The following is a 24,159-nucleotide window of genomic DNA, read 5'->3' as shown; positions in this document are numbered from 1 at the left end:
GCTTGACCTCGCCCGGGAAATAAAACGGACCACGATTATGAACACCCCTTGAAATTGAGGATTGTCATGCCCGACCTTACACATGTTTCATTAAATGTAGACGACTCTGGAATTAAAGACGCGTTAAATCAATGGTTCGAGGCCATAACGGTCCTCGCGGGGATTCAGAATCCCCATAAACTTGCCCTTCTGGGCATGATTTCGACTTTCGAACTCATACCGGACACCGAGTTATACGATCAATTTATATTCAGATCGTGGGTGGATCGGAGCATAATTAACTCTCCGACCGACCCCGGGTCACCGAGTTTTATGTCAAGATACTCAACAACTTATCAGGAAATGTTATTGCAGGCGACGCTTGCGATTGACAGCGAACTGTCCGCCGAAGTTCGTGCTCAAATTGAGACGAAAATGCAGGACATCACCGTTCAACAACAAAAACTCGAAGCCGAGTTAGATCGTGTGCGCACTGCCTGGAATAAGGTCGCAGCAGCGGAGGGACTTACGGACCCCACTTCCGTCGATTATGCTGTAGCGCAGACCGGATTTTATTCAACGGAACTGGAATATTCAAAGATAACTCAATACCGAACAGCAATCGGCGGGTATCTTGAGGATATAGATAAACTGCGGGCGAAACAACTTAGTGCAGATGATCGTAACTTAATAGCAATCCATCAATACTGCGAATTCGATGAATACAAGATGATCCGGCCAAAAACCCCCGATATAGAGAGGAAAATCCCTCAACTAAATGCAGCGACAATTGACAATCCACTCGTGTACGGGACCGTGGCTTTTGAAATGGGACAAGATATCCTACCTAGTATATCTCTCCCCGCTTTCCTTAGCAGAGGAACTTATCATGGAATTGAGTTAAGTGCTTCCCGCACTGCGTCCCTAACCCACGAGAGTGAGTGGCGCGGTTCACTGGGCGGCAGCTTTGATTTTTTTCAGTTAAACGTGCATGAAGGCGCTGCGACTAAGGTTACCGAAGTTATCAAAAGAGTCGGTAAATTAGAAATTGGCTTTCAAAATATTGAAGAGATCTTTGCAATACGCGGACAGTGGTTTTCGATAGGGGCTTTTAGTCATCCGGCAGTGCTGTCAGCATTGAAAAAAAATCCTAAGGGGCTAAAGGCGCCGCTAACCTACTTAGTTCTATCGGCAATTGTTGTCAGAGGCATCGCTATAACTGTTCATTTTGAAAATTCAGACGATTGGGACACGTTCACCCAGCATTCCGGAAGCGGAGGAGGGAGTATCTTCGGGATACCTATAGGCTTAGGCGTAGGGCACGGAGATTCGGCTACCGAGCAGGGCCGGAACCGTCAAGACTCCACCATTACGTTTGGAGATACGCCCTTGCAGTGCCGTGTTGTTGGATTCCGTGTGCAGCAAGTCATCGATGACGGAGGCGCCTCGCCCCTCGAACTGCTTGAGCCGTATCGCTCAGCGGCGGTGGAGGCTTACGTGGAAGAGCTCAAGAAGAATCCAAGCAAACTCATTAGTTTTACGCTGAAGTGAAACTCGGCCACTTATTAGCTCTTTTGCTACTGTGTCGAACGCTGTCAGCGTGTGTTTCGCCGCACTTAAATGATGCTGAACCAGTAGTTAAGAGCTTTCCGATCTGTTTCTTTACAGGCGGTGAATCGACGACGGCTAGGCATGAGGCTTTGAGCGACTTGTCCAAGACTTTACACTCCGCATTCGATTCCCGCATTTCGATAGGATTTGTCAATAGCGGGCAGGTAGCGGTGGTGCGTGGCCCTTCAATTGACATCGATCACTTGGGCCAAATATGGCCGAACTTAGGCTGCGTCGGTAATCCAATATCTTCGACAGATGTGGTAAAGCGAGAATGGTGCCGGTCCGACATGGTTAATAGGGTATCAACAGTCCCCCCCGTACTAAAAAACATCGGGGAGGGCAAATATTACTTATGCGCTCGGCCAAATTAGCTTCGCATACGACTGCTGTTAACCGGAAAACCGTTGGGATTTAAAGGAATAGCCAAGTCTCCGCATTTCGAGCCAACATCCAGCGCGGATCGATAGCCTACAGACCTTACCAGGCAGGATTATCAATGACCGTTAATGAGCTGCAACCGCCACTGCGACGGCCAAACAGAAAGGCAAGTGACCGTCGCCTTGTGGCCGCACTGCGTCCCACGAAACGGCGCGATTGTCGCCGCCGGCACACGCCTCATGCAACTGGCATGGCTCGACCCGTTACAGCCGCTTGTGTCTCTCGAGAGCGGCCCCTTCGAGGTGCCATGTACCCCCGGTACTGACTGCATTTACCCGCATAGTTCCAGGTTAAAGAACCGGACGTCGAACACGTCCTTGGTCTAGCTGTTGATTTGCATGGAATCCTGACCCACGATTTGCATTGAATTCTGACCCACCCGTTGGACCAGCTTTGTGGGTTATGCAATGGGTGTCTGGGTCTTCTTTCTCTCCTTCTTTGGCTGCGTCGTGCTGTTTCTGAAACGATAGCTATCGTTGCCTGTTTCTACAATGTGGCAGTGGTGCGTGAGCCGGTCGAGCAGCGCCGTCGTCATCTTTGCATCGCTAAACACACTGGTCCATTCAGCGAAGCTCAGATTGGTGGTGATGATGATGCTGGTTCGTTCGTAGAGCTTGCTGAGCAGGTGGAACAGCAGCGCACCGCCGGTCTGGCTGAACGGCAGGTAGCCGAGTTCGTCCAGCACCACGAGATCGGCATACACGAGCCGTGTTGCGAGCTGCCCCGGCTTGCCCACCAGCTTCTCCTGCTCGAGTGCATTGACCAGCTCGATGGTGGAGAAGAAGCGCACGCGACGGCGATGATGTTCGAGAGCCTGCACACCGATAGCGGTTGCCAGATGGGTCTTTCCAGTGCCGGGTCCGCCCACCAGAACGATGTTGTGCGCCGAGTCGATGAACTTGCACTGGTACAGCTGCCGCACCAGCGCTTCGTTTGCATCGCTGCAACTGAAGTCGAATCCACCGATATGGCGATACGCCGGGAAGCGCGCCACCTTCATCTGGTACGCGATTGAACGTACTTCGCGTTCTGCCAGTTCGGCCTTAAGCAGCCCGGCAAGCACTAGCGAAGCCGACTTGTAGGCCGGCGAGTCCTGCGCTGCGAGCTCGCCCAACGCCTGTGCCATCCCGTGCAGCTTGAGCGACTTGAGCATCTGCATCATGACGTCAGGCTGCATGGTTATCCTCCCGGCCCCTTAGTCGATCGTAGCGGCTGACGTTGGCTTGTGGCTCGACGGTCAGTGCGAAGGCCTGCGGTGTCTGCAGCGGCGGCACAGGCGGGCTGTCGAGTAGCCTGCTCAAAATATTCAGCACCGTCTGCTTGTTCGGCGCGCCAGCTTCGAACGCCAGCTCAACTGCAGCGAGCACCATCTGTTCGTCGTGCAGCAGGACCAGCGCCAGAATCTCGACCATCTCCCGGTCACCCCCAGGACGCTTCAGCAGCACGCCCTGCAGCTTGCGGAAGCCAGCCGGAAACTCGGCGAAGGGTGCTCCATTGCGAAGCGCGCCCGGTTTGCGCTGCAGGACTGCCAGGTAGTGACGCCAGTCGTAAATGGTTTCGCCGTGGTCGTGACTGCGGTTGATGCGCCGATCGTGCTCGGCAATCACCTGACCTTCGGCGGCGAAGACGAGCTTTGCGGCATAGACGCGCAGGCTGATGGGCCGGTTGGCGAACGACGCCGGTACGCTGTAGCGGTTGCGTTCGAAGTTCACCAGACAGGTTGGGGAAACGCGCTTGGTGTGTTCGACGAAGCCGTCGAACGGTTGGCCTACCGGCATCAGGTGTGGTCGCTCGGCTGACCACGCATCCCAGACCGTCGTATCCTGCACCGGGTGTCGCGTTTGCTGCCAGAGCAGCACACACTGGTCGGCCAGCCAGTCGTTGAGTGCGGCGAGCGAACCGAACGTCGGCACCTTCTGCCAGAGCCGATGACGGCTGTCCTGGACGTTCTTCTCGATCTGCCCCTTCTCCCAGCCAGAAGCGACGTTGCAGAACTCGGCGTCAAACAGGTAATGACTCACCATCGCGCTGAAGCGTGCGTTGACCTCACGCACCTTGCCGGGATGCACCCTGTCGACAGCGGTCTTCATGTTGCCATAGATGCCGCGGCGTGGAATGCCGCCCCACGCGACGAACGCGTGATGATGCGCGTCGAACAGCATCTCGTGTGTCTGCAGGAGATATGCCCGCAGGAAGAAGGCACGGCTGTGGCTGAGCTTGAGCTGTGCAACCTGCAGCTTGGCACGCTCGCCATTGATGACGGCCCAGTCTTCGCTCCAGTCGAACTGGAACGCTTCGCCTGCGGCGAAGCGCAGTGGAACAAACGTGCCGCGTCCGGTCGTCTTTGCCTGCTCGTGCTGTTCCTGTCGCCAGCGCCGGGCAAACGCCGCGACACGGTCATACGAACCGGTGAAGCCTAGCGCGCAGAGGTCCGCGTGAATCTGTTTGAGGGTTCTGCGCTGCTTGCGGGGCCGGCTCGCTTCGGTCTTGGGCCAGCCTGCGAGCTTCGCAGCGAACCCGTCGAGCTTGCTGGGGCTGTGGCGCTCGGGATAGGCCGGCAGCACTGTGTCGGCCCGTATGTAACGCCTGACCGTGTTTCTGGACACGCCCAGCCGTTTGGCAATCTCGCGCAACGAGACATGATCGCGAAAGTGCCAGCGTCGGATGATGCTCAATATAGCCACGTCGATCACTCCGTTCCCCTGCCCGTTGCCGAGCAGGTCAGTGTTCTACGTGGGTCAATATTCGATGCAAATTACTGCGTAGGGTGGGTCAGGATTCCGTGCAAATCAACATCGTCACACAAGACGGGCATCTCCTGTCGGAGAGCACGGGATTTTCCCTGCCTTGCATCTGCAAAAGGAGTCCTAAGTCTCTTTACATCTCCTTCATCCCTTGGTTTTCATTGATTACGGATCGCAGCTCAAGTCGCGAACGTGGATGCTTTTTTCATTGCATTCCGGGGGCAGCACGCGATATCCGTGTACACAGCAATGCATCCTCCACCAGACTTCCACGGCTCGCCGTCTGCCAGAACCGGCAACGGCTCAGTGACCATTCGTCAAAAAGACTTCCGCCCCGCCAGACTGCTTTCCTGCGACAACACTCGCTCTTGCCTCTTCAGACGGGGCGGCGGCCGCTGTCCCACTCGCTGCTCTCTGATGCGCAAACCGATCTCAATTCAGTGCCCACGCGTCCGTCGGAAATGCCGGCGTTGACTGACCGGGCTTGCATCGACGCACCTTCGTGCGATTCTGAATGAGCATCTGTTTTCCGAAACCTCAAGCTATTCCAGCGGACCCAATTTTAAAAGGACCAGCCTGTGAGCAATTCCAGCAAAAACCTCTGGCAGGTATTCGTCGATGAGTGCCGTCAGTGTCTCGTCGACTATTTCATGCCACTCATCGTAGTAGCACGGTGGCTACGACGGCATCTCCGCAAGTGAACGATAAGACAGACAGATACTGAGGTCCCAGATGAAAACCACACGCTTCACCGCTGCCAATGGCCGCGAGGTCATCAAGGTCGTCACCGATTCAGGTGCCACTGGATATATCGACGCCGACATCCCGCCCGGAGCAATTGAAGCCTTATACCGGCGCCTGAGTGCCGATCTGAAGCGTCCGATCGCACATTCGCGTCGCCAGTTGCGGCAGAACAAGCGGCGCACCAAGCCGATGCGCAAGCGTTCGCGCCGTTGGGGGCCGAGCCCACACCAGTGGCTGCCTAGCCGCGGACGACCGCTCATCGTCCTCCGATGACGGATCGGACTTGCGTTGCCGCCAAAGCCTGAGAACCTGGTTCTGCCTCACGAAAACGTCTGAAACGATAGACCCAACAGATTGAGTTCACCACCCGAAATCGGAGTTCCAAATGCACAACGATCAACAGCAAACGCCATATTTCAGCTTCCTTCATCCAGACCACGCGTGCCTGCCTCGCTCGGTCAAAGTGTTCTGGAACACCGCAGCTGTCCTTTTGTTCTTCAGCCCAGTAATCATGGCTTGCACTTCGTGTCTTGGAGTTGTGCTGGGACTCGCCAGTCTGCAGGGGACCTTCCCCGCACTGGCGCAGGGTATCGCACTTGGGGTGATTGTTGCGGTCAAGGGTATCGCCATCGGCTTCACGAGTCTTTTCGTCACGGTCGCTATCTACGAACGTGAGGAGTTCGCGCAGTTTGTCCGCGACGATCTGTACGACCTGATTGAGGAAGAGATCATGCCGCGGTATCGCTAGACGCCCTGTTTACCTCAGAGTACAGATGAAATCGCTTCGGCAATCACGTTTGCTTATAAGGAAAACTTCCATGAAGGATGCCATCCTGTTCACGGCCCGCCTGTTCCCTCCTATTGTGACCGGAGTCCTCGCGGGCGCGGCCGTCGGCTCAGTTCTTCATCTCAGTGACATGCATCGGCTGCTCGCAATGCTTGCCTGCGTCGGCGTGGCGCTCGTACTGCACCGCTACGTTCGTGTCGTCCGCTGGTTGATGGCAACCGGCACCCTCGGGATACTGGTGCTTTCGTTTGGCAAGACTTCAGTCATGGGTGCGTTCCTGCTCGGCGCCGGAATCGTGCTGTTCCTGGCAATGCGTGCCGGCTACCGGTACCGTCAGGCCCGACAATCCGACGTACGACCTGCGCGACAGGTATCTTCTCGCTCGGGAACGCAGAAGGCAGCCGCTCAACCACTGCCCCAGCAGGTGTACTCACTGGACGATCGGGTGCTGCGCGCCCGTTTTGGTTTTGACGCCATTACGGGGATGGCTGAGACAAAGAACCGGTTGCTCAATGCAGCGCGTGACATCCTCGTCAACCCTGATGCGAGAAACGGCATCTTGCTTTCCGGTGAACCTGGTAACGGCAAAACAATGTTTGCTGAAGCACTGGCTGGCGAATTGAACGTCCCGTTTATTTCGCTTTCCTTTCAAGACGTCGCCTCGAAATGGGTTAACGAGACGCCCGAGCGGGTAAAGGCAGCCTTTGCGCAGGCGACGCGGCTCGGTCAGGCTGTTTTGCTGATTGATGAGGCGGACAGCTTTATCCAGACGAGGCAAGACTCGCACCATATGGCCCGTGATTTGACCAACACCATCCTCACCGAGGTCGTCCGTCTTCGCGGAACCCGTGTCGTATTGATCGCGGCCACCAACAATCTCGACTGGCTGGACGGAGCCGCCGTACGCGAAGGACGCTTCGATTTCAAGGTTGAGGTACCGCCGCCGGACGCGCAGGCACGAGAAGCATTGCTTTCCCGCTCAGTCTTTAAGGCGCTCGGGCCAAATGCGTTTGGCGAGTCCGTGCTGACGAGTCTCGCTACTCGTTGGGAGGGGTTCAGTGCGGCGCGTTTGATGGCGATTGGTCCGCAGCTTGCTGACATGCGCCGCGAAGGTCTTATCGGAAGTGGCGTGGTGTCGTTCGATCTGGCCATACAGGCCATGCGTCGTATCCAGGGATCAAAGGGACATCTGCCGGAGAAGGTAAAGACGGTCGAGGAGATCATCATGCCCGATGGTGCGCGTGATGAGCTGAAAAAGCTCGCACTGCGGCTACGCCATGTTCACCGCATGGAGCAACTCGGCGGCACTCTCCCCCGTGGCATTCTGTTCTATGGTCCACCCGGTACGGGCAAGACGCAGGCGGCGATGGCCATCGCAAAGGCCAGCGGTTGGGCGATTCTCAAAACGACCGGCGCAGATCTGCTCTCCAGTCATTCCGCGTGGCCCCAGCTATACGGCCAGGCGAAAAACCTGCGGCCGTGCATCGTATTCGTGGACGAAGCAGATGATGTTTTCCGGAATCGTGCCATGTCGCCTGCGGTATCTGTGACCAACCGGATCCTTGCCTCGATCGATGGCGCCGACGGTCGGGTGCCCGATGTGCTGATAATTGCCGCCACCAACCATCCGGAGGCGCTGGATCCTGCAGTGCTGCGCGGCGGCCGCCTTTCGCAGAAGATCCGCTTTGATGTGCCATCACGCGACTCGCTCGCGGATTACATCCGCTCACGGTTGAAGGTCAAGGCGGAGGGAGTCTTTTTGATATCCCGACAGGCGGTGGATTGCGTGATCTCCATGCTTGAAGGGTCGTCGATCGCGGATACTGACGCTGCATTGCAAAGACTGATCGACGACGCCGCGGAGCGTCATATTGAATCGGGTGATACGACGATTACGGTTGACGATGTGCGTCAAGCGCTTTCCACACTGACCACTCCCGTGTATTGAGGTTTCTGCGACCAATCCGCGTGGAACTCAAGGATTTTGACGACGGGCCCACCGTTTGATCCAGTCATGACGCACAGGCGGGCCTCGCTCCCAACGGAAACTATGCGAGTCTTTCTCCGTCATGTGGCGAGGCAGCAAGGCGGAGGGCGAAACATTTTTTCAGACACGAAGCAAAGATGCGAACGTGGCACCACGCGCCGCGTAAATCGCCGCACCAGAAAGCTCGCACGCCTAAACCTCGGATACAGAAAATTCTCGTTCTGTTAGAAAGTGAGACTCAGGTTGCGCGAAACTTGCCCGGGTGAGCCGCACGGCTGTGTGAGCGGTTTGCGTGATTGCCTCTCTGAACGATCGCGTCGCTGGGTGCGCTCGTCCTTGGGCTTGCGCAAGAGCCAGCATAGAAGCGTCCTGCGCGAATCGAGGTTAGGATCTCATTTCACACTTTCGTATTGCGCCGCTGCACAATGAGCAGCGGCAATGCAAATACGTCAGTTTCGCCAGGAGGATTTCCCTTGACACTGACAATTAAAGACCTGAATGGATACGCCGGGATACGGGCAAGCAATCGCTGACGCGATAGCGGACAGACTGCCGCGGCCCCCTTCCAGCCAACGGCGCATGCTCGGTCGGAAGATTCTAGGCTCTCCCTTACCGGTTTAGAAAAAACCCAGGTACGTCATGGTTCCCGCGCTTCCTGCTGCAGGTCTGCTGATCTGACAATTCCTTATTTTTTGCGTGATACTTCGGCTACACGCGAACGCCCGTTTCCTGAATTATCAATAGAAGGCGGCAGGCCACCTCATGGCATTCGCCGCTATCCGACTCCCGATCCCGCCCTCCCCCGCCGCTCGTCCAGCGGCCTTTTTGCGTTCCGTTTCCAGCAAGGAGACGCGCGCCGATTGAACTAAGAAGGGAATTTTCAGCAAGCAACTGCGCGATATCGCGCAGTTGGCGACGTTCATTTGCATTGCGGATCGCACTCCTTATCCTGGTACGGTTCCGGATAGAGAACGTTCCAGAAACGACGGTTTTTTCTCGTTAATCAGAAAGCAGCCACAACAAGGAGAGTGATGCTGACACGCGAGACAATAAACACGACCTGAGAACATTGATGCGTTCTATAACATTCCTAAGGGACTTGCCTTGTTAGTACATATTTTTGGATATCTAACTATGTTGCTTTCGTTCGCTACGGTTCTGATTGGCTTGTTTTTCAGTATGTGGGGCGTGAATCAACTGGGAGATGTCGCAAAGGTATGTTTCCTCGTTGGACAACCGACGTCACCCTGATCGAAAACGACGTCACGCTTCTTTTGGTGCTGGTGGCCGCACGCACGATCGTTTTGACGGCCACCATTCTGGCCGCCGTCCTCCCGTACGTTATCGAATTCTTGCGGCGCGAGCTTCATGGGAAGTTCGATCTTTAATTACCAGTTATTCGCCGGCATCTCGCATCGGACATCAACCGTCACTCGCACGCCACCCTAAGCCAACACCTATGAAAAAGAGACTAATTCTTGAAGTTGTCGCGACGCCCGCGTTCCTTGGTGACCACGTCAGCCGTCGCCTTCCGGCAGTTGGAGAACAACGGTACCGTACCAGTTTTGATGATCCCGTCGAGCTTCTACGGCTGATGAGAGCGGATCGGATGAAAATCGTGCAGTTGTTGCTCGAATCTGGGCCGCTTCCAGTGGAACAGATTGCGGCACGGACCCTAGCCTCCAACCAGGCGTTGACCGATGATCTCCAGAAACTACTCGAAACCGGTATTGTTCTACTCAATGCGAACGATGAATACTGCTTCGACTACGACGGCATCCAGATTACCGCTGAGTGGCCGCTCAGCAACGTAGAGTCGAATGAGAACGTCACGATAGGCTCACGTTCGTATGTCAAAGAGCCCGCTACGTCCGAATCGTCTTTGCTCTCGCGTGCCCCCAGTCCAAATCCTGCCCCCGGATATTCCCGGAAAACCATCCATATCCTGATGGGCTTCGCTTTCGTCTTGATGGCAATCGAAGTGATCATGTTTTTGATCGAACATTGAGCGAACACCAATTGGAAAGCCTTGCATGGCACGTCTCACGGGAATGCGTAGCCAATGCTCTTGACTGGTGCTGGCCAGAACGTCTACCAGTTGGTTTCACCATTGGGAGTGGCGATTTCGAATTCCCTCCGCCTTACCTTGATTACCAGTTGAATCTCTGTCGTTGTTATCCGGCAGGACACACGTCTCGTGAGCATCACTGCCAGTGGGTGGTAGATAAAAAAGCCGACCTTTGCGAGGCCGGCTTCGATTGTCCGGGAAATGCAGGATCGGGGTACAGCCGTCGTTCTATCCTGCTTCCGGCATATAACCCAGCTCGCGCTGATGACGTATAGACAAAAACAGGATGCGTTTATCCGAGTGCGCGTAAAGCACTAGATGCGAGCGAAGTACGTACTCGCGCAGTTCCGGGAGTTCTGCTTCGCTGGCCAGCCGTAGCAGCACATCCAGGCGCGTCCTTCCTTCTAGCGAGGTGGCTGAAAGCAGGCCGGCGGGTCTGCCAATCCTGGGATGCAGCTTGACGAGCTCGACGAACCGCAGCAGCTCCTCATTCAGCTCCTCAGCCCGTATCGGCGCCAAGCTCACGTCCTGTGTCAGCAAGAACTCGTATAGAACATCCAGCCGATTCCGAAAATGGCGAGCAAAATCAACCTGAATCATTTATGCGTTTTTGTCCGGCGCAGTGAGTCCCGGAACTCCGCTTCGGAGAGGACGTTCCCAGACAGCGCGTCCCGGAGCCCTTTCTCGGCGTCATCCAGCATGACCAGATGGCCGTGCTCGGCCTCGAGGGCATGGTAATAGTCCAGCTTCCGGGCGTCCACAATTGCCACATAAGCCGAACCGTTCTTCGTCAGCACCTTTTCGGCACCGGCGACCACATCCTCCGCCAGCTCCGTCAGGCGGGAGCGGGCTTCGCTAATTGGCACCACATCGTGCGTCTTGAAGCTCATGGCGAAATCCTATACAAAATTCGTTAACGTTAATGTACAAACTCGTCGGCCGCTGGTCAAGTCGGTCAGAGGGCCATTTCAGCGGTCACTCTGTGCCGCGGCGCGGTAATCCGGCACCATCCCACTCGATCACGCCCCCCTCCTCGCTACGGTGTAAAACACCACAACCTGGCGTCTGGTTGGTCGACGCCAGGCAGCCATAGGCATGCGTGGCGGGCCCTTTTTTGGAGACGTTTTTCGTTGTTCTACGAAGGGCGTTCTGCAGCGGGCCAACAAAAACGGTTGACGGTTAGTTGCGTTTGTGCGCGTCACCTGAAACATCCAAAAGAAAGAGAGAGCCGGTCCCCGGTCGATCGGGCGGGTCGGGAGCGGGCAGCAGACAACCTCGTCCTGATTCATATTCTCAGCAATACGCTGCTGGTCGAAGCCCTAGAGATACCCCGTCGCACCACGGGTGTCTCTGACCCAAGCGCCTTTCGTGCGTTTCGCATAGAGCTTGGCGAGAGGAGCATGGGGAGCGCGGTGGCAGTGCTGCAGTTGGCCACCCTCCCCTCTTTCGTAGCCACTCGCGAAGGTGAGACCGGTACGGGAGCGCGACAGATGACGCAGACGTAGAGCGTCTACTCTTCACCCGGGCAGATTGGCGGGGAAAAGTCGCCAAACAGTCGACGATCAGTGGTTACTGGGCCAAGGTCAAGCGGCGCGTCGAAGCAGTTGAGATGTCGTAACCGCAACCTCCCTACCCGCTTAAGCCCCGTCCGAGTGACGGGGCTTTCCCTCGCCTCTAGTTTTTTCGTCCGCCCTTCAGGTGCTGAATAATTAAGCAGTACGTAGCAATTATTCCTTTGCCGCCCAGTCAAGCGCCCCTGGTGGCGAAGCCCTTTGCTCGCAGCAGGCTCCAGAGAGCAGCGACGTTACCCCTAACCTCTTTCGTAACTTCGGTTCTGACTGGCTCCGCGTTTGCCCGGGGAACGGGCATCTCGTGCAGACGACGACTCTGAGCGAATGTCTCGAGATCCTCCTGGGTGGCTGCTCGAATACGGCCGCGTCGCAGACCCTCGGCGAATTGTTCTTTCCAGCCTGCCGCTTGACGAGCGACTCGTTCGTCGATGCGATAGACGCTCATCGCCAAAGCGTCGGCATCTACTACGTACTTCAGGGTTCCGTGGGCGTCGACGAAGGTTTTGCCAGCGCATTCGTTTGCCACGCGTTCGGCATAGGCTGCGCGGTCAAGGCGCTCCTTGCTCTCAGCCGTAGCATCTGCTCGACGACGCAACTGGAGACCGAAGTCGACCGGGTTTTGAAGCAATGCGCGCAGGTAGTTGATCGGACGCTTCGCAGCTTTAAGGTGCTCCCACGTGACCTCGACGACATCCGACAATCGCTTGCCGTTGTCACGAGCCTCACGCATGAGTTTGAAGATCAGAAAATCAAGAAAACCCAGGGACCGCAGACGTTGGAGATCCGATGGCACTTGACCCGGTTGTCTCTTTTGAAAAGACGAAGGGCTAAGATCCTTATATATACCACCGTCTGCCAGCTTGGCAATCGGGCTGGCAAATGAAGGAGCGTCGGCATTTGAGGCGAGATGTGCAGGCTGCGTCACGTCGGGCTCTACCGTTGACGGTTCGGGTTCGGGCTCGACGAGGCCAAGGAGGATTGCTGCACGCTCAGTAAGGTGCAGGTTAGAGCGACCAAAGCGGCCGATTTCAACGTATCGAGACTGGGGTCGGCGATCAATGAGATCAGCCGCTTCGAGATCGTCCAGGCTGCGATAGAACGTCCGCATGGATTGCATGGCGCGTCCTGTGAGGATCTCGCGCCGCGCGAATATCGCACCGTAGGGTCGACCAGCGTCGACGGTCCGGGCAAGGGCGCTGAGTACTGCGCGCGCACGCTGCGGAAGCTGTTCGATGTGGTTTGCGCGAAAAGCCGCACGAAAGATGATCCAAGGCAGATTGACCGAATCGCAGCGAAAGGCGGCGAGGGCAGCTGAGTCGTTCGGACCTGTGAGTGCTGCGTTGCTCTGTTGGTGAGGGTGTGTCTGTCCCTCGCGAGCAACTGAATGTTGCGCGATATCCATGTCAGGCGTCCATTTTTCGAAAAATGGATTGAATTCGCTTGACTGTCGATATCGATCCGCTACACTCAGGATTTGTGAGGTCCTTGCCGATTTCCAGTCGGTGAGCGTAGTGGACGAGGCCCGGATCGATATTCCAGTCAAGTCCTCAAAAGCCTTCGGTTTCCAGCCGAAGGCTTTTGTTTTTGCGGCGTCAGAATCAGTTCATCAGTGTCCTTTGAGTCTTTCTAGTAGAAAGTCATTGATTTAAAAGGGATTTCACTTTTCCTGTGCTGCCCGCAAACGCTCCGCACGGGCTTCCAGCACGGCTTTAATCTCTCCCTGCACTGCGGCTGCTTCTTCATCGCTCTGAAACTGCAAGCGCACAACGTTTCGAGCCGTGCGCAAGTCGCAATACACGTCCTTACCTACCTTGATCTTCGCTCCCGTCGCCTTCGGTGCCTTCGCCTTTACAACGGGCGTTGCGCTCGCTTGCTTCACTGCTTGCGCTTGATCGATTTCACCCTTCGCCAACCTGCCTACCGCCGCGATCACTTGCTCGCCTTTGCCTTCTTTGGTGAGCACGGCCAGCGCGTAACCGGAATTGAAACCGATCAGTGCTGGGTGGTCTTTAAGCTGTGAGAGGACGAGTTCTGGCAATTGTTCGAACGCCATAAGCTTTGAGACCGTGCCAGCCGACACACCCGACTGCTCAGCCAATTCCGCCTGCGTCAGTCTTGGGTTCTCGGCCAAGATGTTTTTAAAGCCGACGTACTTCTCGTAATCAGTCAGGTCCGACTGCATCAGGTTTGCGTAGAACGCACCGGCTGTGGCTGACGCCTTTGAAGTCTTGCCGAGCACGCACCACACAGTCTCGCGGCCATCATCGCGATGCGCATCCGTGCGATGGTGGCCAGACCAGATGTCGAAATCACCGTCCTCGCGGGGAAGCACCACCACCGGATTGATCAGGTCGTTGTTCCGGATGTTTTCACGAAGTTCCGCGTATTTCTCGGGGGACATGTAGCGCCTACGTCCCGGAACCTCGTGCAGCTTGGAGAGCGGAATCATCACAGCCGTGCCTGCCGGATTTCCCTGTGAGAGCGCCTGTTCAAGCTGTTCACGCAAACTCGCACTTGTCGCTTCTGATGCCTCCAGTGCCGCATTCGCGCGCTCCAGTTCCTCTTCCTTCTCTGCAAGAATTGGCATGGCAGCGAGGAACTGGCCAGGACCGGTTTTAGGGGCTGTGCTAGCTGGTGGGCGGTTGCCGCTCGGGCCCGCAATTGCGGCGGTCTTGGCCGCCATTTTCTCTTTTAGGCTCATGCTGCTGCGCCTCCCTCAGCACTCCAGGTCCAGAGCGCATAAATTTCCTGGTCGATCATTTCGGCAAACCGGTCGTAGGCTTCACGTGCACGCAAATACGTCTTGTTGCTGCCGTCATACTTCGAGATGTCGTACACTGTGCCGAACTCAGCGGAGGCGCTGGACGTGACGGTAGTTGTCGGAATTTCGATTGGCAGCACGTGATGTTCATACGTCCGGTTGATCCACTCGCGAACTGCGAACGTTGCGGACTGGCTGCTGTCCACTTTGGTGAGCAGCACGTGAATGAAGTCGAAGTGCTTATCGAGATCCGGCACAATCTGTTTCATGCTCCGCGCGAAGTCCGTGAAAAGGGACCAGAACTGCGTGGACGATGCGTAGTCCAGTGCGTTCGGGGGAGTCGGAACGATCAGGCCATCAGCCGCCATAAACGCGTTAATCGTCACATAGGACAGGGCAGGGGGCGTGTCAATGATGATCATGTCGTAATCATCAAGCAGCGGTTCCAGGCCGTTGTTCAGCACTTCCCAGAAGCGGAATCCGCGGCTCTTTTGCTGCTGGAAGGGCAAGAAGAACTCAGCACCGAACAGCGCGGCGCTGCCGGGAATCAAATCGATCCCGTCCCAGTAGGACGGTTGAATAGCGTACTGGAGCGATGTCTCTTCACCGTAGATCAACGGCAGGATCGTCTGGTTTTCGGTCACCTCGCTGTCAGCCAGGATTCCACACAGAGCAGTGAGCGATGCCTGCGGATCAAGATCGAGCAGAAGAACGCGGCGACCAAGTAATGTCAGACCCTGAGCCAACGTCATCGCCGTGGTCGTTTTGCTCACGCCACCTTTGAAATTCCCGATGGCAATTTTCTTGCCTTTAGCCCCCTTCGGACGCTTGTTGAACGGCCCAACCTTCTTGACCCACTCCCGAGCTTCGCTCAGCGTGAACTCGCGCGTGCGCGGCAACACAGTACCTTGAGGGAGACCGAGCTCCGGCCTCTCCCAATAGTAGTTGACCTTCTTGCGATCAATCCGGCACAGTGACGCAATTTGCGACGTGGTGAAAACAGGGGAGTGCTTGGCCGGGTGCGGCGCAAGCATGCTTTCGCGCACGTTCACTAGCATCTCACTGGCGTTCTGGGCGATTAGCTCGATGTCGTCCAGCGCAACACGATTGGGCGTGTGCTTTACTTCGTGGACGATGGACAAGATAGGTTTGGCAACAATCATCTGAACCCCTTGTTCGACTGTCTGGTTATTCGTTGAGGGAGTCGCCATTTATCGCGCAGAAATCCGTAGAATGGCGAATTCCGTCGAAATGTATACGGTTAACTTCCGATCTGCAAGTTAACTTATCCCTGGGTAATCCTTGCTGCGTGGGGGTTTGGTGCGAAAAGCTAGAACCTGGATGAGGTTTCCAGCGGGAAAGGGAAGGGGAGAGGCGGCCTCATTCTTGCTGTTAGACCTCACATCGAGGTCCGGTCGCAGACCCGAGCGGGGGGCAGGCGCAGAGAATCACACCATCCAAGCCTTCATCGCATTGGCTCGTAGTACGGCGGCTGATCTTTAGGCGCCACTGTCCCCAGCGCAGCTCGCAGCCGAGTGAATGTGGGCAGCGAACTCCGGTGTCCGGCGAGGTACTGCTTTGCGGCATAAATGGCTGCGGTCGGGGTCGTGCCTGGCTTCCAAAGCGACGTATTTCTCATGCCATAGACCTGCCAACACGTGCATGCCCGCGCTGAAGCTGATCATGCACGCGCCTCGGTCATCGCGTGAGGTTCACTGCACTTCCTGCGGTTCGTGCGAGTTGTAGATATTCGTCCATTCGACGAGTCCGGGAAGATCAACGCTTAGATCTTTGGGCTACGCAAGGATGGTGGTCTGCGACTGAGCCAAAGATATCGCCGATACCAGGATACTGCCGCAATAAGAGTCACTTGCACAGTCACTTGCGACCGAACGCTCAGTCTCCGGTTTAAGCAACATGTGTTTCTGCACGGGTCCCTCCACTTTGCGTTTCTATAGTGGCGGTTCGAAGACGGTTGCCCTTCGCGTTTTTGTATGGGTCTCCAAGTTTTCTGTATGTTCCGAGTCAATGAATAGGATTAGCCGCGATAGAGCAGGCAAAACGTCATCGTCGTGAAACATCTGCTAAGATTTTGGGGGCAAGTGTGAATGCATTGAAATCAAGCATTTAAGTGCTTGCCGCAGGAAATGTTTCACGCATTTAAAGTCCAGATGCGTTTTGCATGCGTCTCAAACAGTCAGGCGCGCTTGTTTTCGCCCACACGTCTCCGTCAATCCACAATCGTATCGTTCACTACGTAATTCGGAGTGGGGCGTACGTATATTTGACTTGTTGGAGATTGGATGTACCCTCCAACGCCCTTGCCGGCCGCCATTCGGGCGTTCAGCGAGTGGTATCTCACTTCCCTGTTTACGGCTTGCGTTGCTTTTCTACTCGTCCCCTACGTTGTGTGGGGGATTTGGGCGGCCAGAAGACGATCGCTGAACAGGCAACTGGTCGAATTGGCGTATGTGGCGCCGGTCATCAACGCCTGCATCGCCGTCGTGTACAGCAAACTTCGGCTGTGACAGAGCGCGCTTAATTCGTGCGTATATCCAAAAAGGGACCTTTGGACCTCTGTCTACTTCAGCGTAATTACCTTTACGACGGTTGGATATGGAGACTACTTCCCCACACCAGAGGCGCGGCCCCTTTGCAGCGGTACAGGCGTTCTGTGGATATACCTCATTCGGCCTCTTGGTTTCGCTCGTCGTCGCAAACGCACCATCGTTCTGATTTCGCCGGACAAGGTTTTGCGAATCGAGCCAGAAAACTCGTTCGACGTGATTTGGTCAGCAGAGCAGGTCCTAGAAGCCAACTCGTGCGGCGCGCGGATCGTCTGGCAGTAGCATATTCGTGCTGACTCTCTGCGTAGGCTTTCGCTCCACGCGCAGTCCACCGACACGCTGTTCTTCATGACGCGTCCGCTGTCCACGCAGCAGGACGCCTCGCCGGCCGCGCTTCGACTGGCTCTGCGGCCGGCGGGGCGACAGTTCGTCGCCCATGCAATCGTCCCTAAAGCGAAAGCTGTTTGAACGGAGATCGTCAAGCGCAAACAAACCGATCAATCTGGCCTGCAAAGACTGCGTTCTAAGATTGGGACTCACCACACCACGCAACACATGGTCTCGCCCGCGGCGCTGAACGGAATATAGTGCGCAATAACCTGCGGCATGCATCAATTGCGAACGGCCCGATCTATCTGCATAGCGACAACGTCAAGTGGGCTCAACGAGGTGAGTTAGGAGTCCGAAGCACGATAACAAGGTCGACCCGCACGGACCCAATGTCCCGGTTCGACCCAGCAGCCGGGTGGCCTGTTCATGAGTCTCGAGAACCTGACGTTGAAGACGGGCGAGCGGCAGGGTAGCTCCGGCCGCAAGGCAGATATTCAATTTCTCTAACGTCATTTGCACTTGCTTTACAGCTCGCTGCGGTTCCGTCGGCTCGTTGATGCCCGCTACTAGATGCGCGTGTCCTTCCTCTTTCGACGCCGGCTCCCTCCACGGTCACCGATCGGTGTAAGCGCGGCTGCCCGCTCTGCCTTATGTTCCACGAACGCGCCTACGGCGCGCGGCGACTGACGCCTGCGATATCCGTCGCCCATAGCAAGGCGAGCACTCACGTCGCTCGATCAGATGAGCAGATGCGAAGCGGTCATCGGCCGACCGTTCACGGCGGAACCGGGGCGGGCAACGAACGCGTCTAATCGGCCAGAAGCTGCCATTCGAGCGCAAGATATCTCAGACATTCAAACGTCGATCCTAGCTCGGTAATGGTCCACAGTGTCCGGCAACCGTGGGCCAGGAACAGACCTCAACTTCAAGCCGCAACGGTTAGCAATCCGCATGTATCCACATCAACATCCCGGACTCGCCATGTGCATGTTACGGTGCCCGGCAATGCGGTCACATATTCGGATACGAGTCGGCGGAGCGTGGCAAAACCTGTAGCCCGCGCTTCTGCGGTGTAGCGGTGAGCGGTTCATGCACGACGACTATAGATGGCTTGCCCGGCTGCTTTTCGGCAAGATGCGTCAGTAAGGATCCTGCCGCAACACCGATGACAAAAAATAGGGCGGCTAGCTTCCGAAAACCCACTCCGGCACTGCGCTCACATCTACTCAGCCATCGAGGTCGAGATAGAAACGTCAGCCGCCACACAATGCGCTGTCCTTCCAGATCGGCGCCCATCCTCTGCGATTGGCCAAGTTGTGTCCAAGATGCTTCGGTATTACCGGGGTCTTCATGGGAAGCCCAAGTTTCATTGATGCTCGCCGTGCGCTCTATCATCCGAAACGGACGCCAGCCAAGTGAGATTGCGGCGAGCATCTTGCTTGACGCGGCTTGATATGCTGATCCAGTAGAGCCACCGCTTTCAGAAGGGGGCGCCCGATGCTTCGTCACGATCTCACCGATTCCGGACGAACGTCGAGCTTCCATGCGTGGCCGGTCGCCTTGTTTAATCACCGCTCCTCCTCAGTCGGGACAAGAGTCGAAGAATAAAGTGACGGCGAGGATTCAACTAGGTGGATAATTGCGGACGAATCATTAAGTAAAACAGGATGATGAGAAAGAGCGGATTGACGGATCTGGAGGCGATATTAATGGTCGCCCGATACCGTAGCTTTCGGTCTTCGGCGGCCGAACTTGAAATTTCGACATCGGCGTTAAGCCAGATGATCGCCGCATCAGAGTCGCGCATCGGAGTACAACTGTTTCACCGCACTACCAGAAGCGTCTCTCTGACCGACGCCGGGCGGCAGTTCGTGGAAGCCATCGCACCAGCGGTCTCGGTCATTCGAGACGCGACCGAGCGTGCGGGATCGCAGGGAGATTCGCCTTCCGGGCGAATTCGCGTGAGTGCGAGCACCGGGTTTGCGCGCCAGTCCATGCCGATGTTTCTCTCGTTTATGGCGCGTTATCCCGACATTGAGCTAGAGCTAAAGGCTGAGGACCGTATCGTAGACATTGTGTCGGAAGGCTTCGATGTGGGTATCAGATATCCCGCGAGCGTCCCAAAGGACATGATTGCGGTTCCGTTTGGGCGCCCTCAACGGGGTGCCGTCGTAGCAACGCCCGAATACCTTCTGCGACACTCCGCCCCGAAAACGCCTGACGACCTGCTTCATCACGAATGCATTCGCTGCAGGCTGACCGACGGCACAATTGACACATGGGACTTCGCATTCCGGAACAAAAAGATCCGCATCGAACCAAAGGGTCGCTTGACAGTGAACTCAGGAAATATGGCGCGGGATGCGGTTCTCAGTGGCATTGGCATTGCGTTCGTCAATGACTGGCACGTTGCCGCAGACATCGCCAACGAATCACTGCAGAAATTGCTTGAGAAGTGGGTGCCTGTCTACAACAGGCCCAGCCTGTACTTTGCGAACCGCCGAAACAGGTCGAGCAGCTTGCGCGCGCTGATAGCGTTCGCAAGGGAGTGGAATCCGGATTCAAGCGCATGACATCTGGATGCCTCTTTGAGCAAACCTACCTCGGACTCAGCCGTTATCACCGCCGCCCCGCTCATATGGCATCGCCACACCGCGAGCGATCAATTCGCAATCGGCTTGGGGCGGTGCGATTGCCCCTTGTGGGTCGAGCATCGCCCGCCGGCGATTGGCACAGACTGGTTCTCCTTCCGTTGAAAGGAGAACAGTCATGGAAGCGATAAATGTTGGCCGCGCTCGGCGTGTTCCGTGTCGGGCACACGAAGCTGGAAAGCACGGTACGGTATCTCGGCATCAAGGTCGACGATGCACTTGAAATGGCGGAACAAACCGACGTGTGAAGCGGAAACGCCGGGCAGCCATCTGACGCTGTCCGGCCATCAAGCGACGTTCGACTGAGACGTCGGATTGGGCGACAATTCCCAGTCTCGTAAGCGCGCCGCGTGTCCGGTAGATCTAACCAGCTCAAAATGAATTTGAGAGTCGCATGTCCGCTCATCGAAAACTAGCGTTATATAGTGATCAAGACTTTCCAGCCAATGAAGAAATGGATGCGCGTCTTCTACGGCTGATCGGACGACCGCAGCCGAAGATTGGATATATCCCTGCGGCAGGCGACCCAGAGCGCATTTACTTCCGGCGTAAAGCGGACTACTACGCCGCGATTGGCGCGAATTTGTTAGTGTACGTGGACCCAAGTCAAGACACATCAGAAGCAGAATGGTCGACCCTGCTGTCGTGCGATGCGATTCATCTCTCTGGCGGGAATACATTCTCATTCCTGTCGTGGCTTCAGCGACGTAACGTCCTGCCGCTCCTGACACGGTACGTATCCGAAGGAGGAGTGCTGATCGGTGTAAGCGCGGGCGCTATCTTGATGACACCAAGCGTGAATTCAGCATTGCTGTGCGGCGATGTTCGGGACGAACAGTCGATGGATGACGTAGGACTCGGCCTCGTTGATTTCCACTTTTGGCCGCACTTCATGCCTGAAAGCGTTACCCGAGATCAGTCGAAATTGTCTTCTACCATCCCAAATCTCTACGCGTGTCGCGACGGTTCGGGGATCATCATTGACGGCAATGAAATCGAGTTATTTGGACAGGTTCATCGATATGATTCTGAAGCGATTCGTCCTACGCCTCTTTAAGGATTGAGGTCTTCCTGCCATTTCGCAGTAACTGTGCTGACGGCTCATGCTCGGTTCCTAAACGTCCGCTTCGTAGAAAGTTGAACGTCACATACGGGTCGGTACGTGACTGTCAGTCAGTCGAATGTGGCGTTACTGTGAAGATGCCACCCTCAAGAAAACATGGCCGGCGCCGATAAACGAAGCGACACTTTTACCTTGACGACGAGAAAGACCAGTGCGCGCCAAGGTAGTAGTTTCGAACTCGAAGTCTGATAACAAACAGTCGGCGCAAAAAACCGAGAACGTATGTTCTGGTCGAGATCACTATCGACTCGATAAGCCGTCGGCGACGAAGCATTGCGTCAGACATTCGAAAAAGCCAGTTGCGATGACCCTTCGGGTGCTCGCTCAAATACTTAAAAAACCAAGACGACTACGGGGCACACATGAACGGAAGAATTAAAGCCGGTATCGGTGCGACGATGTGCTGCCTGTTGGCAGCCTGCTTGATTCCTGAGAAGTTCTCAGCGACTGCCGATATTCAGAGCGACGGGACATACAACTATACTTACAAAGGAACTGCAGTCTTTGCGCTAGCAGCGATGCAAATCAAACAGAAAGGCCCACTCTCGGCACGGGATGATGCAAGCCTTAAAGAGGAGGCGGTGAAGGCTACGAAGCCGGGTGAGACGTACACGTATGCCGGCGACGGCCGCTACAACGTGGACATACGCCAAAAAATGAAAATTGGCATGACCTCCAGCAACACATTGGATCTCTTTCGTACGTCCCGAGCGCCGAATGGCGTCATCACCATGACTTCAGCTCCGCTTGGCGCCAAAGACATTGAGCAATTGCGCCAGTTGGACATCAGGGTTGACGGCACCGTGGACATCACACTGCCCTCGGGCGCTCAAGTGATCTCCCAAAATGCAACGAGCACCCCTGGTATCTTCAACAAGGCATATGAATGGAAAATCGGGGACATCGCCCAACGTCCGGTCATCCAGTTTAAGTTGGCGAACTGATCACTCGAAGTCAGGCAGTCCGGAACGGGGCGGATGTGTTGTCGGAATTTGATGAAAAATCATTTTATGTCTCTGCAAGCGCGGGGAGCTATGGCTTCGCTACTCCTCGTCTTCCTCAGCGGATCCGTAGACGCATCCGTACAAACTAATGCGGCGACCGAAGCCTTGATCGATCGAGTAGTTGCGTTGACCGAACACGGAGATCCTGCCACTTTGGAAAAGACTACGGCTGGTTATCTGATTGATGCGTCAACAAAGTTCAATCCCGGGGTTTCGGAAGACACGTGGACGTCTGTCCGCGCTGACGTCAATGACGTTATCTCAAACGAAATAAAGCCAGGATATGGAGAGCAGGCTCTGCTAACAAGACACTTTATAGAAGACGCGAGTTTCTTGGATGATGAACTCAGACACCTGATAACGATAATGCAAGATCCCGTCATGCAAAGATGGGGAATTGCGATGCGAAATAGCAGTACGACGAACTACGTGGCAACTCTATCGCAGCAGGTAAATAACCAGTTGTGGTTTGTGGTTTCTATTGTCCTCCGACGCCATGGGCTACAGACAGCTGACACGTCTAGAGCGGCGAGACAGAGTCATTGAGCACGTACGCTTCGTCCGCCGATTGGAAGGGGAGAAATACGAACGGGGTCGCATAGACGGGACACTTCGGATCGGCTATCCGGCTTCTCCGGTCTGGGCGACGAACGCGGATGCCCAGAGGAGGTTCGTTAGTGAACGTTGCATGCCTGCTGGACAACTTGCAATCGGGGCCGCGAGGGAATGTCTTCAACGGGTCCGGCCACTGCCGATGCGCAGTCCTTGAGCTCCGCGCGTGGATGTGGGTGCGGGTTCGGTCAGTTGCGGACGATCGACAGCGGCCTATGGATCGTCGACAGATAGCGGTCGCGACTTTTGGCAAGGCAACGGATGCCGAGACACAGTGGGGAACAGTCGCTTACAACAATATCGACACGGGAGAACTGCGTATGTTGGCGTTGCCGCCAGTTATCGGGTGCACTTGGTCTGGCTCGCATCTTCATTAGCCACGACGGACGTTCGCGATTTAACTGCGGCTGCCTGAGAACATCTATGGTCTAAAGTATTTTGGCTACCGACGCAAAAACGAAAACGGCGCGCCCAACCGGTGAGTTGGGCGCGCCGAGCAACGTGCAGCGAAAGCGGTATTACGACTTTTTCGTTTCCTTGGCCGCCACTGGCTTTGCAGCAGGAGCCGGTGCCGGACGGGGAGGAACAGCTGCGTGGGCAATCGGAGCGCCAGCCGGGCCAGGGTGACCGGGCATTCCGGCACCAGGGTGCTCGGGGCCATGCTGCGCCATGATCGCGTGATCCGGCAAGCGGCCACCGTGCGCTTCCATCACATGATGCAATTCGTCCCGGCGGTGGAACACGTCTTCGCGATGATCGCCGTGGGCGTAGAACTGGCGGTGCCGCACGCCATCCTTGACGACCCAGATGTACGTGTCCCCGTGGTACATCACGACATCGGAGTCGACCACGGTCGCGACGTAGACGTCGGTCGGCACCGGCTGATAGCCCTCTTCGACCACAACCACCGGCGACGGCGGGGGCGGCGGCGGGTTGAGCGCGGCGATGACCGCGGTTACCTTGCCCTGGTCGATGACGAGCACGCCCTGGTCGTTGGTCGCGCACCCTGACATCATTGCCGCGCCCGCGAGCGCCGCGAGAGTGAGTTTCAGTGTCGTTTTCATCCTGCTTTTCCCCGGGGTGAATGGTTTTTAAATGCTTGCTTTTATAACGGCTTCCGACGCAACGTCCTTGACAGCAAAAGTAATGCAAACGACGGGAAGATATTACGATCCGTTA

Annotated in this window: 18 protein-coding genes and 3 pseudogenes; 12 read left to right on the top strand and 9 right to left on the bottom strand. The window is 56.0% G+C overall.

Annotated elements, in window-relative coordinates:
- Window positions 1-66: 66 nt before the first annotated feature.
- Window positions 67-1,530 (top strand): OmpH family outer membrane protein, encoded by a 1,464-nt coding sequence (locus D0B32_RS28120; RefSeq protein WP_117337598.1) that lies wholly within the window; start codon window positions 67-69, stop codon window positions 1,528-1,530.
- A 901-nt stretch (window positions 1,531-2,431) separates the two neighbouring features.
- Here the strand turns inward: D0B32_RS28120 and istB are convergent.
- On the bottom strand, window positions 2,432-3,208 hold the full coding sequence (gene istB / locus D0B32_RS28115; RefSeq protein WP_117337597.1) for an IS21-like element helper ATPase IstB: 777 nt from the start codon (window positions 3,206-3,208) through the stop codon (window positions 2,432-2,434).
- Window positions 3,198-4,724, bottom strand: a complete 1,527-nt coding sequence (istA, locus tag D0B32_RS28110) for an IS21 family transposase (RefSeq protein ID WP_117337596.1) — start codon at window positions 4,722-4,724, stop codon at window positions 3,198-3,200. The genes istB and istA overlap by 11 nt, the downstream gene beginning before the upstream one ends.
- 783 nt (window positions 4,725-5,507) lie before the next feature.
- On the opposite strand from istA, the gene D0B32_RS28105 reads away from it, so the two are divergent.
- From D0B32_RS28105 to D0B32_RS28085, 5 genes are all read left to right on the top strand, one after another.
- Window positions 5,508-5,792 carry a hypothetical protein gene (locus D0B32_RS28105; protein ID WP_117337595.1) on the top strand — a complete coding sequence of 95 codons (285 nt, stop codon included), beginning with the start codon at window positions 5,508-5,510 and terminating at the stop codon, window positions 5,790-5,792.
- Between the two features lie 112 nt (window positions 5,793-5,904).
- On the top strand, window positions 5,905-6,267 hold the full coding sequence (locus D0B32_RS28100) for a hypothetical protein (RefSeq protein ID WP_117337594.1): 363 nt from the start codon (window positions 5,905-5,907) through the stop codon (window positions 6,265-6,267).
- A 70-nt stretch (window positions 6,268-6,337) separates the two neighbouring features.
- Window positions 6,338-8,254: an AAA family ATPase gene (locus tag D0B32_RS28095; protein ID WP_117337593.1), complete on the top strand. Its 1,917-nt coding sequence runs from the start codon at window positions 6,338-6,340 to the stop codon at window positions 8,252-8,254.
- A gap of 1,256 nt (window positions 8,255-9,510) precedes the next feature.
- Window positions 9,511-9,681: a hypothetical protein gene (locus tag D0B32_RS32710; protein WP_181969933.1), complete on the top strand. Its 171-nt coding sequence runs from the start codon at window positions 9,511-9,513 to the stop codon at window positions 9,679-9,681.
- Between the two features lie 71 nt (window positions 9,682-9,752).
- On the top strand, window positions 9,753-10,301 hold the full coding sequence (locus D0B32_RS28085; RefSeq protein ID WP_117337591.1) for a helix-turn-helix domain-containing protein: 549 nt from the start codon (window positions 9,753-9,755) through the stop codon (window positions 10,299-10,301).
- Between the two features lie 288 nt (window positions 10,302-10,589).
- On the opposite strand, the gene D0B32_RS28080 is transcribed toward D0B32_RS28085, so the two are convergent.
- The 5 genes from D0B32_RS28080 to D0B32_RS28060 all read right to left on the bottom strand — a co-directional run bounded on the left by D0B32_RS28080 (window position 10,590) and on the right by D0B32_RS28060 (window position 15,856).
- Entirely contained in the window at window positions 10,590-10,961 is a 372-nt protein-coding gene (locus tag D0B32_RS28080) for a type II toxin-antitoxin system RelE/ParE family toxin (protein WP_117337590.1), read from the bottom strand.
- Window positions 10,958-11,251, bottom strand: coding sequence for a type II toxin-antitoxin system Phd/YefM family antitoxin (locus D0B32_RS28075; RefSeq protein ID WP_117337589.1), 294 nt, complete (start codon window positions 11,249-11,251; stop codon window positions 10,958-10,960). The genes D0B32_RS28080 and D0B32_RS28075 overlap by 4 nt, the downstream gene beginning before the upstream one ends.
- Window positions 11,252-12,107: 856 nt before the next feature.
- Window positions 12,108-13,334, bottom strand: coding sequence for a Replication protein O (locus tag D0B32_RS28070; protein ID WP_117337588.1), 1,227 nt, complete (start codon window positions 13,332-13,334; stop codon window positions 12,108-12,110).
- A gap of 255 nt (window positions 13,335-13,589) precedes the next feature.
- A complete protein-coding gene (locus tag D0B32_RS28065) occupies window positions 13,590-14,633 on the bottom strand; it encodes a ParB/RepB/Spo0J family partition protein (RefSeq protein WP_117337587.1) in 1,044 nt (347 codons plus the stop codon).
- A complete protein-coding gene (locus tag D0B32_RS28060) occupies window positions 14,630-15,856 on the bottom strand; it encodes a ParA family protein (RefSeq protein WP_117337586.1) in 1,227 nt (408 codons plus the stop codon). Before D0B32_RS28060 ends, D0B32_RS28065 begins: the two co-directional genes overlap by 4 nt.
- A gap of 1,407 nt (window positions 15,857-17,263) precedes the next feature.
- On the opposite strand from D0B32_RS28060, the pseudogene D0B32_RS33245 reads away from it, so the two are divergent.
- Together D0B32_RS33245 and D0B32_RS33240 are read left to right on the top strand one after the other, a co-directional pair.
- Window positions 17,264-17,542, top strand: a pseudogene (locus D0B32_RS33245) (ion channel); the annotation flags it as partial.
- A gap of 254 nt (window positions 17,543-17,796) precedes the next feature.
- A pseudogene (locus tag D0B32_RS33240) lies at window positions 17,797-17,928 on the top strand (site-specific integrase); the annotation flags it as partial.
- 673 nt (window positions 17,929-18,601) lie between these two features.
- Here D0B32_RS33240 and D0B32_RS32380 read toward each other — a convergent pair.
- On the bottom strand, window positions 18,602-19,162 hold the full coding sequence (locus tag D0B32_RS32380) for a hypothetical protein (RefSeq protein WP_147329579.1): 561 nt from the start codon (window positions 19,160-19,162) through the stop codon (window positions 18,602-18,604).
- 95 nt (window positions 19,163-19,257) lie between these two features.
- Between D0B32_RS32380 and D0B32_RS28045 the strand changes: the two genes are divergently transcribed.
- From D0B32_RS28045 to D0B32_RS28030, 4 genes and pseudogenes are all read left to right on the top strand, one after another.
- Window positions 19,258-20,163, top strand: coding sequence for a LysR family transcriptional regulator (locus tag D0B32_RS28045; RefSeq protein ID WP_259295190.1), 906 nt, complete (start codon window positions 19,258-19,260; stop codon window positions 20,161-20,163).
- A gap of 236 nt (window positions 20,164-20,399) precedes the next feature.
- Window positions 20,400-20,489: pseudogene (locus tag D0B32_RS28040) on the top strand (integrase); the annotation flags it as partial.
- A 146-nt stretch (window positions 20,490-20,635) separates the two neighbouring features.
- The gene (locus tag D0B32_RS28035; protein ID WP_117337584.1) at window positions 20,636-21,298 is read left to right on the top strand and encodes a Type 1 glutamine amidotransferase-like domain-containing protein; all 663 of its coding nucleotides are present in this window, start codon (window positions 20,636-20,638) and stop codon (window positions 21,296-21,298) included.
- A 428-nt stretch (window positions 21,299-21,726) separates the two neighbouring features.
- Window positions 21,727-22,308, top strand: coding sequence for a hypothetical protein (locus D0B32_RS28030; protein WP_147329578.1), 582 nt, complete (start codon window positions 21,727-21,729; stop codon window positions 22,306-22,308).
- 1,190 nt (window positions 22,309-23,498) lie between these two features.
- Here D0B32_RS28030 and D0B32_RS28020 read toward each other — a convergent pair.
- On the bottom strand, window positions 23,499-24,044 hold the full coding sequence (locus tag D0B32_RS28020; protein WP_117337581.1) for a hypothetical protein: 546 nt from the start codon (window positions 24,042-24,044) through the stop codon (window positions 23,499-23,501).
- Window positions 24,045-24,159 lie beyond the last annotated feature (115 nt).

This window comes from Paraburkholderia sp. DHOC27 (genome assembly GCF_003429005.1).
Taxonomy (GTDB): domain Bacteria; phylum Pseudomonadota; class Gammaproteobacteria; order Burkholderiales; family Burkholderiaceae; genus Paraburkholderia.
The sequence above is the reverse complement of the archived record's forward strand: the minus strand, read 5'-3'. Positions and strand labels throughout refer to the sequence as shown.

Excerpts from the sequence above, each read along its gene's own strand:
- D0B32_RS28120 (WP_117337598.1), top strand. The coding sequence starts at position 67 with ATGCCCGACCTTACACATGTTTCATTAAATGTAGACGACTCTGGAATT.
- istB (WP_117337597.1), bottom strand. The coding sequence starts at position 3,208 with ATGCAGCCTGACGTCATGATGCAGATGCTCAAGTCGCTCAAGCTGCAC.
- D0B32_RS28105 (WP_117337595.1), top strand. The coding sequence starts at position 5,508 with ATGAAAACCACACGCTTCACCGCTGCCAATGGCCGCGAGGTCATCAAG.
- D0B32_RS28100 (WP_117337594.1), top strand. The coding sequence starts at position 5,905 with ATGCACAACGATCAACAGCAAACGCCATATTTCAGCTTCCTTCATCCA.
- D0B32_RS28095 (WP_117337593.1), top strand. The coding sequence starts at position 6,338 with ATGAAGGATGCCATCCTGTTCACGGCCCGCCTGTTCCCTCCTATTGTG.
- D0B32_RS32710 (WP_181969933.1), top strand. The coding sequence starts at position 9,511 with ATGTTTCCTCGTTGGACAACCGACGTCACCCTGATCGAAAACGACGTC.
- D0B32_RS28085 (WP_117337591.1), top strand. The coding sequence starts at position 9,753 with ATGAAAAAGAGACTAATTCTTGAAGTTGTCGCGACGCCCGCGTTCCTT.
- D0B32_RS28080 (WP_117337590.1), bottom strand. The coding sequence starts at position 10,961 with ATGATTCAGGTTGATTTTGCTCGCCATTTTCGGAATCGGCTGGATGTT.
- D0B32_RS28075 (WP_117337589.1), bottom strand. The coding sequence starts at position 11,251 with ATGAGCTTCAAGACGCACGATGTGGTGCCAATTAGCGAAGCCCGCTCC.
- D0B32_RS28070 (WP_117337588.1), bottom strand. The coding sequence starts at position 13,334 with ATGGATATCGCGCAACATTCAGTTGCTCGCGAGGGACAGACACACCCT.
- D0B32_RS28065 (WP_117337587.1), bottom strand. The coding sequence starts at position 14,633 with ATGAGCCTAAAAGAGAAAATGGCGGCCAAGACCGCCGCAATTGCGGGC.
- D0B32_RS28060 (WP_117337586.1), bottom strand. The coding sequence starts at position 15,856 with ATGATTGTTGCCAAACCTATCTTGTCCATCGTCCACGAAGTAAAGCAC.
- D0B32_RS28045 (WP_259295190.1), top strand. The coding sequence starts at position 19,258 with ATGATGAGAAAGAGCGGATTGACGGATCTGGAGGCGATATTAATGGTC.
- D0B32_RS28035 (WP_117337584.1), top strand. The coding sequence starts at position 20,636 with ATGTCCGCTCATCGAAAACTAGCGTTATATAGTGATCAAGACTTTCCA.
- D0B32_RS28030 (WP_147329578.1), top strand. The coding sequence starts at position 21,727 with ATGAACGGAAGAATTAAAGCCGGTATCGGTGCGACGATGTGCTGCCTG.
- D0B32_RS28020 (WP_117337581.1), bottom strand. The coding sequence starts at position 24,044 with ATGAAAACGACACTGAAACTCACTCTCGCGGCGCTCGCGGGCGCGGCA.